Annotated in this window: 15 protein-coding genes; 9 read left to right on the top strand and 6 right to left on the bottom strand. The window is 73.5% G+C overall.

Annotation, left to right across the window (positions count from 1 at the left end; all coding sequences use genetic code 11):
• The first annotated feature begins 289 nt into the window (after positions 1-289).
• The 4 genes from AB7F12_RS25715 (at position 290) to AB7F12_RS25700 (ending at position 4,235) form a co-directional block, all read left to right on the top strand.
• On the top strand, positions 290-913 hold the full coding sequence (locus AB7F12_RS25715) for a GPR1/FUN34/YaaH family transporter (protein WP_428498182.1): 624 nt from the start codon (positions 290-292) through the stop codon (positions 911-913).
• Positions 914-998: 85 nt separating this feature from the next.
• Positions 999-2,066, top strand: coding sequence for an NAD(P)-dependent alcohol dehydrogenase (locus AB7F12_RS25710; RefSeq protein ID WP_428498181.1), 1,068 nt, complete (start codon positions 999-1,001; stop codon positions 2,064-2,066).
• 86 nt (positions 2,067-2,152) lie between these two features.
• On the top strand, positions 2,153-3,370 hold the full coding sequence (locus tag AB7F12_RS25705; RefSeq protein WP_428498180.1) for a 3-keto-5-aminohexanoate cleavage protein: 1,218 nt from the start codon (positions 2,153-2,155) through the stop codon (positions 3,368-3,370).
• Positions 3,371-3,380: 10 nt separating this feature from the next.
• A complete protein-coding gene (locus tag AB7F12_RS25700; RefSeq protein WP_428498179.1) occupies positions 3,381-4,235 on the top strand; it encodes a CBS domain-containing protein in 855 nt (284 codons plus the stop codon).
• A 163-nt stretch (positions 4,236-4,398) separates the two neighbouring features.
• Here AB7F12_RS25700 and AB7F12_RS25695 read toward each other — a convergent pair whose 3' ends face one another.
• Positions 4,399-5,022, bottom strand: coding sequence for a trimeric intracellular cation channel family protein (locus tag AB7F12_RS25695; protein ID WP_428498178.1), 624 nt, complete (start codon positions 5,020-5,022; stop codon positions 4,399-4,401).
• A gap of 125 nt (positions 5,023-5,147) precedes the next feature.
• On the opposite strand from AB7F12_RS25695, the gene AB7F12_RS25690 reads away from it, so the two are divergent.
• Entirely contained in the window at positions 5,148-7,190 is a 2,043-nt protein-coding gene (locus tag AB7F12_RS25690; RefSeq protein WP_428498177.1) for an NAD(+) synthase, read from the top strand.
• Positions 7,191-7,305: 115 nt separating this feature from the next.
• Here AB7F12_RS25690 and AB7F12_RS25685 read toward each other — a convergent pair whose 3' ends face one another.
• The 5 genes from AB7F12_RS25685 to AB7F12_RS25665 form a co-directional block, all read right to left on the bottom strand.
• The gene (locus AB7F12_RS25685) at positions 7,306-7,578 is read right to left on the bottom strand and encodes a hypothetical protein (RefSeq protein ID WP_428498176.1); all 273 of its coding nucleotides are present in this window, start codon (positions 7,576-7,578) and stop codon (positions 7,306-7,308) included.
• An 89-nt stretch (positions 7,579-7,667) separates the two neighbouring features.
• Positions 7,668-8,237, bottom strand: a complete 570-nt coding sequence (locus tag AB7F12_RS25680; protein ID WP_428498175.1) for a PadR family transcriptional regulator — start codon at positions 8,235-8,237, stop codon at positions 7,668-7,670.
• 100 nt (positions 8,238-8,337) lie between these two features.
• Positions 8,338-9,549, bottom strand: a complete 1,212-nt coding sequence (gene dinB, locus AB7F12_RS25675) for a DNA polymerase IV (RefSeq protein ID WP_428498174.1) — start codon at positions 9,547-9,549, stop codon at positions 8,338-8,340.
• Between the two features lie 30 nt (positions 9,550-9,579).
• On the bottom strand, positions 9,580-9,969 hold the full coding sequence (locus AB7F12_RS25670; protein ID WP_428498173.1) for a VOC family protein: 390 nt from the start codon (positions 9,967-9,969) through the stop codon (positions 9,580-9,582).
• Positions 9,970-10,007: 38 nt separating this feature from the next.
• Positions 10,008-10,481 (bottom strand): YybH family protein, encoded by a 474-nt coding sequence (locus tag AB7F12_RS25665; RefSeq protein WP_428498172.1) that lies wholly within the window; start codon positions 10,479-10,481, stop codon positions 10,008-10,010.
• 123 nt (positions 10,482-10,604) lie between these two features.
• Between AB7F12_RS25665 and AB7F12_RS25660 the strand changes: the two genes are divergently transcribed.
• The 4 genes from AB7F12_RS25660 to AB7F12_RS25645 all read left to right on the top strand — a co-directional run bounded on the left by AB7F12_RS25660 (position 10,605) and on the right by AB7F12_RS25645 (position 13,096).
• The gene (locus AB7F12_RS25660; protein ID WP_428498171.1) at positions 10,605-10,991 is read left to right on the top strand and encodes a YciI family protein; all 387 of its coding nucleotides are present in this window, start codon (positions 10,605-10,607) and stop codon (positions 10,989-10,991) included.
• Positions 10,988-12,199 (top strand): RNA polymerase sigma factor, encoded by a 1,212-nt coding sequence (locus AB7F12_RS25655; protein WP_428498170.1) that lies wholly within the window; start codon positions 10,988-10,990, stop codon positions 12,197-12,199. Before AB7F12_RS25660 ends, AB7F12_RS25655 begins: the two co-directional genes overlap by 4 nt.
• 387 nt (positions 12,200-12,586) lie before the next feature.
• On the top strand, positions 12,587-12,751 hold the full coding sequence (locus tag AB7F12_RS25650; RefSeq protein WP_428498169.1) for a hypothetical protein: 165 nt from the start codon (positions 12,587-12,589) through the stop codon (positions 12,749-12,751).
• A gap of 21 nt (positions 12,752-12,772) precedes the next feature.
• Positions 12,773-13,096 carry an ArsR/SmtB family transcription factor gene (locus AB7F12_RS25645; RefSeq protein WP_428498168.1) on the top strand — a complete coding sequence of 108 codons (324 nt, stop codon included), beginning with the start codon at positions 12,773-12,775 and terminating at the stop codon, positions 13,094-13,096.
• Positions 13,097-13,111 lie beyond the last annotated feature (15 nt).

Genomic DNA, 13,111 nt, shown 5'->3' with positions numbered 1-13,111 from the left:
TGGTGGCGAGTGGGCGGATTCCGGCGGAGAAGATGGGGACCCACCGGTTCACCTTCGACCAGATCGACGAGGCCTATGACGTGTTCAAGAACGCCGCGGCCAACCAGGCCCTGAAGGTCGTCATCACCCCCGCCTGATCGCACCCCCGCCTGATCGCACACCCGCCTGATCGCACGCCCGCCGGGCGGCGCAGGCCCGCAGCGGGCCTGCCCGCCGCCCGGCCCCTTTCCGTTCCCCCGACTCGACGAGGAGTCCACCCATATCTCTCGACCCGGACGTGCAGCCGGACGTGGCTGCACCGACCGCCGCCGCGGCAGCGCCACCTGCGGGCAACCCGGCGCTGATCGCGCTGCCGACCTTCCTGGTCGGCGGCATCTCGCTCGGACTGTGGTTGTTCGGCTTCCTGCCCCGTGACCTGCCCGGCGGGCTCGTCGCCGCGGTGTTCTTCGTCAACGGCATCGGGGTCTGGGCGGGCGCCCTCTGGGCCGCCCGCCTCGGCCAGAGTACCGTCGCCGGCATCTTCGCGATCTTCGGCGCGTTCTGGATGAGCTTCGGGTTCCTCGTCTTCGGGCTGGTGAACAGCCTGTTCGGCGTGTCGGCCGACGCGACGACCGCGGCCACCCAGGTCCAGTCGGTCCAGGCGACGTTCCTCATCGCCTGGCTGGTCGTGTTCCTGACCCTCACGCTCGCCACGATGCGGCTGCCGCTCGCGTTCACCCTGCTGTTCGTCCTGGTCGACCTGGCTGTCGCGCTCGTCCTCGGCGGTGTGCTGGCCGGCTCGACCACGCTGCTCACCTGGGGTGGCGTCGCGGTGTTCGGCTTCTGCCTCGTCGGGATCTACCTCTTCTACGACGGCATGGACGGTGAGCTCGGCGGCTCGCCCCGACCGATGGGGCGTCCCATCCGGCAGTGACGACCGACGTCTCCCGCGGCCCCGGCGGCGCCGGCCGCCGGGGCCGACCGATCGGCCCCGACAACCCGAACCAGAAGGAAGACCGATGACCGAGACCATGCGCGCCTTCGTGATCAAGCGGGTCGGCGAGACCGCGGTGATGGACAAGCCGATTCCCGAGCCCGGCCCCGAGGAGGCGATCGTCCGGACCACAGCGGCACTGATCTGCACCTCCGACGTACACACGGTCAAGGGCGCGCTGCCCGTGCCCGACGAGCGCACGCTGGGCCACGAGTCGGTCGGGGTGATCCATGCGCTCGGTTCCGCGGTCACCGGCTACACCGAGGGCCAGCGCGTCGCCGTGAACGCCGTGACGCCGTGCTACCGCTGCTCCTACTGCCAGCGCGGCTTCACCAGCCAGTGCGGCGGTGCGCTCGGCGGCTACAAGTACACGACGCAGATGGACGGCAACATGGCCGAGTACTTCGTCGTGCCGGCCGCCCAGGCCAACCTGACGCCGATCCCGGACGAGCTGACCGACGGCCAGGCCGTCTACGCCTGCGACATGCTCAGCACCGGGTTCATGGGCGCCGAGCACGCCTACCTGCAGTTCGGCGAGACCGTCGCGGTCTTCGCGCAGGGGCCCGTCGGGCTGTGCGCGACCATGGGCGCCAACCTCATGGGGGCGGGCCGGATCATCGCCGTCGAGTCCCGGCCCGAACGCCAGGCGTTGGCCAAACGCTTCGGTGCCGACGAGATCGTCGACTTCACCCAGGGCGACCCCGTCGAGCAGATCATGGACCTCACCGGGGGAGAGGGCGTCGACGCCGCGATCGAGGCGTTCGGCTTCCCGCAGACCTTCGAGGCGTGCCTGCGGGTCACCAAGGCGGGCGGGCGGGTGTCGAACATCGGTTACCACGGCGAGAACCCGGCGCCGCTGCAGCTGCCGCTCGACGCCTTCGGCCTCGGCATGAACGACAAGGCCATCCACACCGGCCTGTGCCCGGGCGGCAACGAGCGCATGGGCCGGCTGTTCCGGCTGATGGCCTCGGGCCGCATCGACCCGACCCCGATGACCACTCACACCTTCGCCTTCGACGACATCTCCCGCGCCTTCGACATGATGACGAGCAAGCAGGACGGCATCATCAAGCCGCTCATCACCTTCGGCTGACCGTTGACCCCGGGCCGGCGCACCCCGCAGACAGGGTGCGCCGTCCCCGGTGCCCCGACGGCGCCCGCTCGGCCATCATCGGGGACATGACGTCCCCGGTGATCGTCGAGCTCGCCCTCAACGGCCCCACGCCGCGCAGCGTGAACCGGCACGTGCCCCGCACACCCGCCGAGATCACCGCGGTGGCGCTGGAGGGCATCGAGCTGGGGGCGTCGATCGTCCACAACCACACCGACGACGCGATGTTCACCGAGAGCGGCGTCGATGCCGTCGAGCCGTACGTGCAGGCGTGGACGCCGATCCTGGAGCGCCACCCGGACGTGCTCCTCTACCCGACGATGGGCGCCGCGGCCCGCGGCATCCCCGTCGGGCGGCGGTGGGCGCACGTCGAGGAGCTGGCCGGGCGGGGGATGGGCATGACGCTGGTCGACCCCGGCTCGGTCAACCTCGGCCTCACCTCCGACGGCGTGCTCGACCCCGTGGCCGCCGCGGAGCCCTACGCCAACCCGCACGCCGACGCCGACCACATGATCACCCGCACCGCCGCGCTCGGCGCGGCACCGAGCATCTCGGTCTTCGAGCCCGGCTACCTGCGCACGGCACTCACCTGGCACCGCACCGGACGGCTGCCCGCCGGGGCGATCGTCAAGCTCTACTTCGGTGGCCGGCTCGAGTTCGGGCTGCCGCCCACGGCGACCGCCCTCGAGGCCTACCTGGAGATGCTGGAACCGACGGGGCTGCCGTGGTCGGTGGCCGTGCTGGGCGGTGACGTCGTCGGGTGCGGGCTCGCGGAGCTGGCCGTGCGGCGGGGCGGGCACGTGCGCGTGGGGCTGGAGGACCACGCGGGGCCGGGGGAGCCGAGCAACGCCGACCTGCTGCGCGCCCTTCTGGACCTGTTGCGCGACATGGGGCGTGAGCCGGCGACGATCGCGCGGACGCGGGCGATCCTCGGGGTTCCGGCGCGGGCGGCGAACCTGTGGGGCCGGACCTTCGTGGGCGACGCGCCGCACGGCCTGGGCGACGGCACCCCCGTGACGATCACGTTCGCCGCCCCCGACGGCATCGCCGTCCATGCCGGCGGGAACCGGCTCGGCTTCCGCGCCACCACCACGGCCGACCGCCTCACCGTCGACGAGCGTGTCCGTTCCACCCGGATGGCGTGCCCGCCCGACGTCGCGGCCCTCGACGACTGGCTGGTCGCCCTGCTCACCGCCGATCCCGCCTGGACGCTCGACGGGCGGTCCCTGACCCTCGCCGCCGGGAGCTCACGGATCGATCTCGTGGAGAGCGCCGAACAGCACTAGCGTTGGCGCCATGGTGCTGCGCGCGCGGGAGATCATGAGCAACCGCGTCGTCACCGTCCGCGCCGACGCCCCGGTGTCGCTGGCGGAGCAGCGGCTCGCCGAGTTCCGGTTCAGCGCCCTGCCCGTGATCGACGACCGCAACCGGCTGGTCGGCATGGTCAGTGTCGTCGACCTGCTGCGTCACCGCGAGGAACAGCCCGACGGCTCACGGACACCCGTCGAGGCGGTGATGACCCGCGACGTCGTCCACATGTCGCCGAACGCGGGCGTCGGGATCATCGCCCACCGCATGCGGACCTACGGCGAGCTGCGGGTCGTCCCGATCGTCGACCGGGGCGTGCTCGTCGGGGTCGTCACCCGCAGCGACCTGATCCGGCCGCGCCCGACCGGCAACGCGGTGAGCCGCGCGGTCCGCCGGTTCCTCGAGCGCCGCTCGGAGGACCTGCGCCCGTCCACGACCTACCGGCCGCCACCGCGTCGCCCGCGGTCGCTGCCCCTCGACGCCCGGATCCGCGACGCCATGACCTCGACCGACCTGGTCACCGTCACCGAGGAGCAGACCACCGAGGAGGCGGCCGCGCTCCTGACCGGCAGGCGCCTGACGTCGCTACCCGTCGTGCGGGCCGGCGACCGGCTCGTCGGGGTCATCAGCGAGGCGGACCTGCTGCGCGACCCTCTCGACGGGCGGCGCACCGGGCGGCCGCGGACCGTCGGCGGGACGATGAGCCGCGACCCGGTGACGGTCGGCCCCGACGACGAGCTGCGCATCGCGCGCAGGCTCATGTCCGACCGCGGCTTCCGGATCCTGCCGGTGGTGCAGGCGGGGCGGCTGGTCGGCGTGATCAGCCGCCGCGACCTGCTCTGACCCGGGCCGGCCCAGGTCGCCGGGCGCGCCCGATCGTCGGCCGGCGCGCGGCGCCACCCCTGCTGCACTGCTCGGGCAGTCTGCGTCCGCATCGGGCGAGGCACCTGTTCGCCCCGCGTCAGCCCGGCGACCCGCTTGAGCGGCGACACCCGCCACGCCGAGGTCATCCGGTGACCTGGGGCAGCTGCCAGTCGAGCGCGACGCCGACCAGGCGCAGGCCCAGGCAGGCGACGGCGCCGACGGCCATCGCCGCGGCCCTCGGCATCCCGGCGAGGCGGCCGACGACGAGCACGACGGCGCCCAGGCCGGCGGCGAGGGCGTAGATGTCGGTGCGGAGCACGGCGGGGACCTCGCGCAGGAGCAGGTCGCGCAGGACACCGCCGCCGACACCGGTGATCGTTCCCAGCAGGACGGCGAGGACGGGGTTGACCTTGAAGTCCAAGGCCTTCGTGGCGCCGACGACGCAGAACAGGGCGAGGCCGGCGGCGTCGAGGGTGACCAGGACCGGGGCGGGGATGGCCCGCACCCCGGAGTAGAGGACGACCACGAGCAGCCAGCCGATCGCGATCACCGCGGGGTAGGCGACGGACCGCAGCGCGGCGGGTGGGACGTCGCCCAGCAGCAGGTCGCGGATGATGCCGCCGCCGACGGCCGTCGAGAAGGCGACCACCAGGACCCCGAACAGGTCGAGGCGGGCGGCGGCACCGAGCGCGCCTCCCTCGACGGCGAACAGCAGCGTCGCGGCGAGGTCGGCGACGGTCAGCAGCCGGACCGGGCGGAGACGCACGCCACACCCTAGAACGGACGGGGGCCGGGGTGATCGTCGCGGGGCCGCCACGGCTGGGGCAGACTTCGGGGCACCGCGCCCGGTCCCGGTCGCGGCCGCCGCCAGGAAGGTCACCGCAGCCGGCCATGGACTTCTACTCCGCGTACCGGCACGGGTTCCTGCGCGTCGCCGCCGCCACGTTGCGGACCGTCATCGCCGATCCGGCGGCCAACGCGGCGTCGGTGCTGGAGACCGCACGGGCGTTGCACGACGACGGCGTCGGCATGGTCGTGTTCCCGGAGCTGACGTTGTCCGGCTACTCGATCGAGGACGTCCTGCTGCAGGACACCCTCCTCGACGCGGTCGAGGAGGCGCTGGCCGAGGTGGTGGCGGGGTCGGCGGACCTGCTGCCGGTGCTGGTCGTCGGGGCCCCCCTGCGGTACCGGCACCGCATCCACAACTGCGCGGTCGTCGTGCACCGGGGTCGTGTGCTCGGGGTGGCGCCCAAGTCGTACCTGCCGACGTACCGGGAGTTCTACGAGCGCCGTCAGGTCGCGCCGGGCGACGACGTGCGGGGCACGCTGCGCCTGGGCGGTCACGACGTGCCGTTCGGGCCGGACCTGCTGTTCGCGGCGGCCGACGTGGCGGGGTTCGTGCTCCACGTCGAGGTGTGCGAGGACATGTGGGTGCCGATCCCGCCGAGCGCGGAGGCGGCGCTCGCGGGCGCGACGGTGCTGGCGAACCTGTCGGGCAGCCCGATCACGGTGGGCCGCGCGGACGACCGGACGTTGCTGTGCCGGTCGGCGTCGGCGCGCTGCCTGGCCGCGTACGTGTACGCGGCGGCGGGTGAGGGCGAGTCGAGCACCGACCTGGCCTGGGACGGCCAGACGATGATCCACGAGAACGGGCGGCTGCTCGCGGAGAGCGCCCGCTTCCCGAAGGGCCCGGCGCACTCGGTGGCCGACGTGGACCTCGACCTGCTGCGCGCCGAGCGGCTGCGGATGGGCACGTTCGACGACAACCGTCGTCACCACGCGGAGCGGGTGGACGCGTTCCGGCGCATCGAGTTCCGGCTCGACCCGCCGGGGCGCGACATCGGGCTGCGCCGCGAGGTCGAGCGCTTCCCGTTCGTGCCCGCCGACCCGGCGCGTCTGGAGCAGGACTGCTACGAGGCCTACAACATCCAGGTCTCGGGCCTGGAGCAGCGGCTGCGGGCGATCGGCCAGCCGAAGATCGTCATCGGCGTGTCGGGCGGGCTCGACTCGACGCACGCGCTGATCGTGGCGGCCCGGGCGATGGACCGGGAGGGTCGGCCGCGCAGCGACATCCTGGCGTTCACCCTGCCCGGGTTCGCGACGGGCGAGCGGACGAAGAGCAACGCGACGCGGCTGGCCGAGGCGCTGGGCGTCACGTTCGAGACGATCGACATCACCGAGACGGCGCGGCTGATGCTGCGCAACCTGGAGCACCCGTTCTCGGCGGGTGCCCCCGTCTACGACGTGACGTTCGAGAACGTCCAGGCGGGCCTGCGCACCGACTACCTGTTCCGCGCGGCCAACCAGCGGGGCGGGATCGTGCTCGGCACCGGCGACCTGTCGGAGCTGGCGCTGGGGTGGTCGACCTACGGTGTCGGCGACCAGATGTCGCACTACAACGTCAACGGCGGTGTGCCGAAGACACTGATCCAGCACCTGATCCGCTGGGTGGTGTCGTCGAAGCAGTTCGACGACGAGGTCGGGGCGGTCCTGCTCGACGTGCTCGACACCGAGATCACCCCGGAGCTGGTCCCGGTGGACGACGAGCGTCCGGTGCAGAGCAGCGAGGCGACGGTGGGCCCGTACTCGTTGCAGGACTTCACCTTGTACCACGTGCTGCGGTGGGGGATGCGACCGTCGAAGATCGCGTTCCTGGCATGGCACGCATGGCACGACGAGGCGGCGGGCGACTGGCCCGCCGGTTTCCCCGACGACGACCGGGTCGCGTTCGCGATGGCGGACGTCCGGCGCTGGCTCGAGGTGTTCGCGCAGCGGTACTTCTCGTTCGCGCAGTTCAAACGGTCGGCGCTGCCCAACGGGCCGAAGGTGTCGGCGGGCGGGTCGTTGTCGCCGCGCGGTGACTGGCGGGCGCCGTCGGACATGTCGGCGCGCATCTGGCTGGACGAGATCCGCCGCGAGGTCCCTGAGGCCTGACCGGGGCGGTGTCGGCGGCGGCGGGGTCGAGACGGCTCGGCCGCCGACCGTTCACGCGGCGGCGCCACCGTCGCGGACCGCGCGGGGTCCACGACGGCGGCGCCGCGGGGGCGGGTCAGTGGCTGCCGTGGCCGCCGTAGCCGCCGGAGCTGTCCCAGCTGCTCTCGTCGCGGTGCGGGTGGCAGTGCTCCTCGTGCTGGTAGGACTTGTCCTCCCAGTGGTGCTGGCTCGACTTGTCGTCCCAGCTGTCGTTGCAGCTGGTGTCCTTCCACTCGTCGTGGCCCTTGTGGTGCTGCCCGCCGTACTGTTCCTCGTACTTGTGCTTCTCGTGGTTCTCGTACTTCGAGTCCCACTTCTCGCTCTTGTCGTGGTGCGAGCTCTTGAACATGCCGACCTCGTCTCCTGGCGGTGCTGGGCTGCCGTGCGCGGATCGTGCGAGTTCCGTACCCCAGGAAGTCGCGGCCGGCGGCCCGGCCGTTACGACGGGTCCGCGCGTCGGCGGCGCAGTTCGGCGAGGTCGCCCGCGGCGAGCGCGCGCCAGAACCGCAGCGTCGCGTACTCGACCTCCAGGCCGAGCTCGAGGGTGATCAGGCGCGGGTTGTCGGCGGGCTCGGGGCCGAACCGCGCGACCATGCCCTCGTAGAGCGCGATCCGTTCCTCGTGACGTTCGATCTGGCCCTTGGCGAGGCGGGTGACGTCGTCGGGGGTACCGACCTCGTTGAAGAACAGCTTCAGCTCGGCGGGGTCGCGCATCTGGAAGTGGCTGTCGCTGGGCTCGGCGATCCAGCTCTCCAGTGCCGCGGTCCCGGCCGGGGTGATCGAGTAGGTCTTGCGACGCCGACCGGCCGTCTCGGTCTCGCACGTCAGCAGGCCGGCGGCGGTGAGCCGTTCGGGCTCGGAGTAGAGCTGCGCGTGGGGGAAGTGCCAGAAGTAGCCGACGGAGTGGCCGACCGCGCGTTTGAGGTCGTAGGGCGTGGACGGGCCCCGCAGCGAGATCATGCCCAGGACGACGTAGGACGTGGGCGAGAGGCGAACGGCGGTGGGCACGGCCGTAGGTTATCCGGGCCGGACCGTACGAGGAGGACGATTGCGGCGCGTCGCACACCGGAGGGTCGGTCACAGGGGGGGTCGGTCACAGGCGCACCGGTCACGGTGGATCTCCGGTGTCGGGCAGCGTCGGCATCTGGATGCCGGGGGAGTGCCCCAGCCGGGCCGCCCGCGTCACAGCCTCCCCACCGAAGCGCTCGCGCAGCGCGTCGAGCGTCGCGTCGAGCTCCGGGCCGGAGTCGCGGGCGAACGGCAGGGTCAGCTGGACGGCGCCGTCACGGTCGAGGTTGGCCAGCGACAGGCCGACCAGCGTGATGCCCCGCTCGCGGATCAACGGCATCGCGTCGACCAGCAGCCGGCGCGCCGCGACCAGGATCGTCGGCGTGTGCGCCGTCGCGCTCGCCAGCGTGTGCGAGCGCGTGACGCGGGTGAAGTCGCCGAAGCGCAGCCGGAGCACCACCGTGCGGCAGACCCGCTCGGCGCCGCGCAGCCGCCTGCCCAACCGGTCGACGATGCCGGCGACGATCGCGTCGAGCTCCTCGGCGGACCGCTCCCGGCGACCGAGGGCCCGCTGCGACCCGATGGAGCGGCGCCGCCTGCCCGTCTCGACCCGGCGCGGGTCGAGCCCGTGCGCCAGCGCGTGCAGATGCCGCCCCGACGCCCGGCCCAGCAGCGACACCAGCGCCGGTTCGCCCAGGTCGGCCACGTCGGCCACCGTGCGCAGGCCCATGGCGTGCAGCTTCGCCGACGTCACCTTCCCGACGCCCCACAGCCGCTCCACCGGCAGCGGGTGCAGGAACGCCAGCTCCGCCTCGGGTGGCACCCGCAGCAGCCCGTCGGGCTTGGCGACGCCGCTGGCCACCTTGGCCAGGAACTTGGTGCGTGCCACCCCGACCGTGATGGGCAGCCCGACCCGCTCGGCGACCTCGCACCGCAACCGGGCGGCGATGTCCATCGGGGTGCCCGCGATCCGCCGCAGGCCGCCCACCTCGAGGAACGCCTCGTCGATGGAGATGCCCTCGACCAGCGGTGTGGTGTCGCGGAAGACCGCGAACACCGCCTTCGACGCCGCCGAGTAGGCGTGCATCCGCGGCGGCACGACGATCGCGCCCGGGCACAGGGCGAGCGCCTGCCGCCCGCCCATCGCCGTGCGGACGCCCGCGGCCTTCGCCTCGTAGCTGCAGGCCAGCACGACGCCGCCGCCGACGATGACCGGGCGGCGGCGCAGCGACGGGTCGTCGCGCTGCTCGACGGAAGCGAAGAACGCGTCGAGGTCGGCGTGCAGGATCGTGGCGGCTCCGGACACGAACACATGTTCGCATCGGGCACCGACGGTTCGCGCCTACTGTCCGGGTTCCGGCTCCTGGATCACCGAGAGCACGTTGCCCGCCGGGTCGGTGAACCACGCGATCGGTGGCCCGTGGCGCCGCTGCACCCCACGCTCGTCGGTCCAGTCGCTGACCTGGAACGTCACCCCCTTCGCGACGAGGGCGTCGACCGCGGCGTCGACGTCGCCGACCCGGAAGTTCAGGATCGTGAACGACGCCGGCACGTGGTCGGGCTTGGGGTAGACGAGGGTGTCGCGCGTCGTCCCGGCCCCGCCCGCGAGGTGCAGGACCAGCATCCCGTTGCGTTCGGAGAGCCGGACGCCGAGCACGTCGCCGTAGAAGGCCCTGGCGGCGGGGATGTCGTCGACGGAGAACCCGCTGAACGCGGGGGTCTGCTCGAACATGTCGTGTCCCTTCGTTCTCGTGCGGTGATGGTGGCGCGTCAGGGCTGCAGGTCGGTCGCGGCCCGGAACGAGCCGTCCATGTGGAACGGCGTCGACGTGTGCTCGTGGACGACGAGCCAGGCCCCGCGGGTGCGGCGCAGGCACGTCGTGGACCGGTACCAGAACGCGAAGCCCTCCGGGGCCCCCGCCGGGACGGCCGACATGCGCCGCAGGCTGTGGGCGAACGCGAGGTCGCCGTCGACGGCCACCTCGACGTCGGTGATCTCGATGCCGACGGGCCCGTCGAACCCGCCGAGCCAGGCCCGCACCGACCCGGCCGTGCGGCCGCGGCTGCCCAGCGGCGGCGCCAGGGAGAAGATGACGGCGCCGGGGGCGTAGTGGGCGACGGCGCGCTCGGCGTCGCGGGTGCGCATGGACTCGGTCTCCTCGGCGAGCAGGGCGCGGACGGCGGCCTCGTCGGTGGCGGCGGTGGTCGTGTCGGTGGCGGTGGTGGTCGTGTCGGTGGCGGTCATCGGTGTCTCCTGGCGTCGTGGACGCACCTCGTCCGGGCGTGTCTCGTCGGGGACGTCGACGCCGCGGCGCCGCTCTCGACATCCTCGGTGGGAGCGTCCGGAACTTTCTGTCAGGGGGCAGCGGTGAAGTACCTGATCATGATCATGATGAACCCCGCGGCGAGCGCCATGTGGGAGCAGCTGGACCACGAGCAGCAGGTCGAGGGCTACGCGGCGCACGACCGGGTGCGCGAGGCGATGGCCGCCGCGGGTGAGCTGGTCGCGGCCGAGGCGCTGCAGGGCCAGGACGTGGCGCGGCGGGTGCGGGTGCGCGACGGCCAGGTCGTCACCACCGACGGCCCCTTCGCCGAGGTCAAGGAGCATCTCGCCGGCTACTACCTCGTCGACTGCGCGAGTGTCGAGAAGGCGGTCGAGTGGGCCTCGCGCATGCCCGAGGCCGAGTTCGTCGACATCGAGGTCCGCCCGGTGCTCGACCTGCACGCCGCGGTCGCGGCGGGACCCGGTACGTGACGGCGCCCCTCGGCGACCTGCTGCGCACGTTGACGCCGCAGGTCGTCGCGGCGCTCGCGCGCCGCTACGGCGACTTCGAGACGTGCGAGGACGCGGTCCAGGAGGCGCTGCTGGCGGCGGTGACGCAGTGGCCCGTGGACGGGATGCCGGACAACCCGAAGTCGTGGCTGATCACGGTCGCGGCGCGGCGGCGGATAGAGCTATGGCGCTCCGACGACGCGCGCCGCCGCCGCGAGGAGAACGTCGCCGCGCTGGAGCCACCCGATCCCGGGCCGGCGCCGCGGTCCGACGACACGTTGACGCTGATGCTGCTGTGCTGTCACCCGGCGCTGACCCCGCCGTCGCAGGTGGCGCTGACGCTGCGCGCGGTCGGCGGGTTGTCGACGGCCGAGATCGCGCGCGCGTTCCTCGTCCCGGAAGCGACCGTCGGGCAGCGGATCAGCCGCGCGAAGCAGCGCATCTCGGCGGCCGGTGGACGGTTCCGGATGCCGCCGCCCGCCGAGCTCGACGAGCGGGTCGCCGCCGTTCTCGCCGTGCTGTACCTGGTGTTCACCGAGGGCCACACCGCCAGCGCGGGCCCCGCCCTGCAGCGCGTCGCGCTCAGCGCGGAGGCGATCCGGCTGGCGCGGCTGCTGCGCGCGTTGCGCCCGGGCGACGACGAGGTGGGCGGCCTGCTCGCGCTGATGGTGCTGACCGACGCCCGGCGCGCGGCCCGCGGCGGCGACGCCGGTCTGGTCCCGCTGGAGCACCAGGACCGGTCACGGTGGGACGCGACGATGATCGCGGAGGGGCTGGCGCTGGTGGCCGAGGTGCTGCCGCGGGGCGCGGTGGGCCCGTACCAGCTGCAGGCGGCGATCGCCGCCGTGCACGCGGAGGCCGCGTCGGCCGCCGACACCGACTGGCCGCAGATCCTCGGCCTCTACCGGCTGCTGGAGCGGGTCGCGCCCGGTCCGATGGTCGCGCTGAACCGGGTCGTCGCCGACGCGACGGTGAACGGGCCGGTGGCTGGGCTCGCCCGGCTCGACGAGGTCGCCGCCGATCCCGCGTTGGCCGGGCACCACCGGGTGCACGCCGTCCGTGCGCACCTGCTGGAACGCGCCGGCGACCCGGCCGCCGCCCGCCGCGAGTACGGGCTCGCGGCGGAGCTGACCGGGAGCGAGCCCGAACGTCGCTACCTCGCCGGTCGTGCGGCCGCACTGGGCGGCTGAGCGGGTCGGCGGCCGAGCCGGGTCGACGGGCTGGGACTCGTCCGGCGGCTGGGGACGGGGGTCGACGGCCGGGACGGGGGTGGGCCCCCAGCGCCCGGGGGTGCACCCCCTCGCCGCGGCGCGCCGTGCTCGCGACTCTGGCGGCCGGGTCCGGACCGGCCGGACGGGAGCGGGGAGCGCCATGACAACGGTGACGGCCGTCGGGGTCGGGATGATCATGGGGATGGGAGCGGTGCTGGTCGCGGTGCTCCTGCCGCGGGGCCCGGTCGGCTCGCCCGGGGCGGAGTTCCTGGGGCGGTGGCCGACGGCGGCGATGCGGTGGACGGCTGTGGTCATGGGCGCGGCGTCGCTCGCGGCCGCGGCGGCGCTGCTGGCGGGGGAGAGCCGGTGGCGGGGCTGGCGGCGGCGTCGTTCGGCGGGCTGGGGGTGTTCCTCGTCGACGCGCACCGCCGTGACGTCGCGGCGCGCCCGGTTCCGCGGGCCGCGGGCGGGCGGCCGCCGGGCGAGGACGGCGGCTTCTGGCTGTTCCTCCTCCTCTTATTGGGTGACTGATCGGTCACCTATTGTGGCGGGATGGACGACGACCGCATCTTCAAGGCGCTCGCCGACCCGACCCGCCGCATGCTGCTCGACCGGCTCCTCGCGCGGGACGGGCGGACCCTCGGCGACCTCGGGTCGGGCGTCGAGCTGACGCGGTTCGGGGTGATGAAGCACCTGCGGGTGCTCGAGGACGCGGGACTGGTGGTCACCCGCCGCCGCGGCCGGGAGAAGCTCCACTTCCTCGACCCGGTGCCCATCCGTCGCATCCACGACCGGTGGATCGGCAGGTACACCGAGGGCCCGGCGGCGTTGCCCGCCGGCCCCCGGCGCTGCGTCGAGGAGGACCCCCGTGCGTGAGCGCTCGACGCAGGA

The sequence above is a fragment of the Pseudonocardia sp. genome (assembly GCF_050250275.1).
Taxonomy (GTDB): Bacteria; Actinomycetota; Actinomycetes; order Mycobacteriales; family Pseudonocardiaceae; genus Pseudonocardia.
The sequence above is the reverse complement of the archived record's forward strand: the minus strand, read 5'-3'. Positions and strand labels throughout refer to the sequence as shown.

Bases quoted from the DNA above. Each gene is read 5' to 3' on its own strand.
- AB7F12_RS25690 (WP_428498177.1), top strand. From the start codon at position 5,148: ATGGACTTCTACTCCGCGTACCGGCACGGGTTCCTGCGCGTCGCCGCC.
- AB7F12_RS25665 (WP_428498172.1), bottom strand. From the start codon at position 10,481: ATGACCGCCACCGACACGACCACCACCGCCACCGACACGACCACCGCC.
- AB7F12_RS25710 (WP_428498181.1), top strand. From the start codon at position 999: ATGACCGAGACCATGCGCGCCTTCGTGATCAAGCGGGTCGGCGAGACC.
- AB7F12_RS25645 (WP_428498168.1), top strand. From the start codon at position 12,773: ATGGACGACGACCGCATCTTCAAGGCGCTCGCCGACCCGACCCGCCGC.
- AB7F12_RS25705 (WP_428498180.1), top strand. From the start codon at position 2,153: ATGACGTCCCCGGTGATCGTCGAGCTCGCCCTCAACGGCCCCACGCCG.
- AB7F12_RS25670 (WP_428498173.1), bottom strand. From the start codon at position 9,969: ATGTTCGAGCAGACCCCCGCGTTCAGCGGGTTCTCCGTCGACGACATC.
- AB7F12_RS25685 (WP_428498176.1), bottom strand. From the start codon at position 7,578: ATGTTCAAGAGCTCGCACCACGACAAGAGCGAGAAGTGGGACTCGAAG.
- AB7F12_RS25700 (WP_428498179.1), top strand. From the start codon at position 3,381: ATGGTGCTGCGCGCGCGGGAGATCATGAGCAACCGCGTCGTCACCGTC.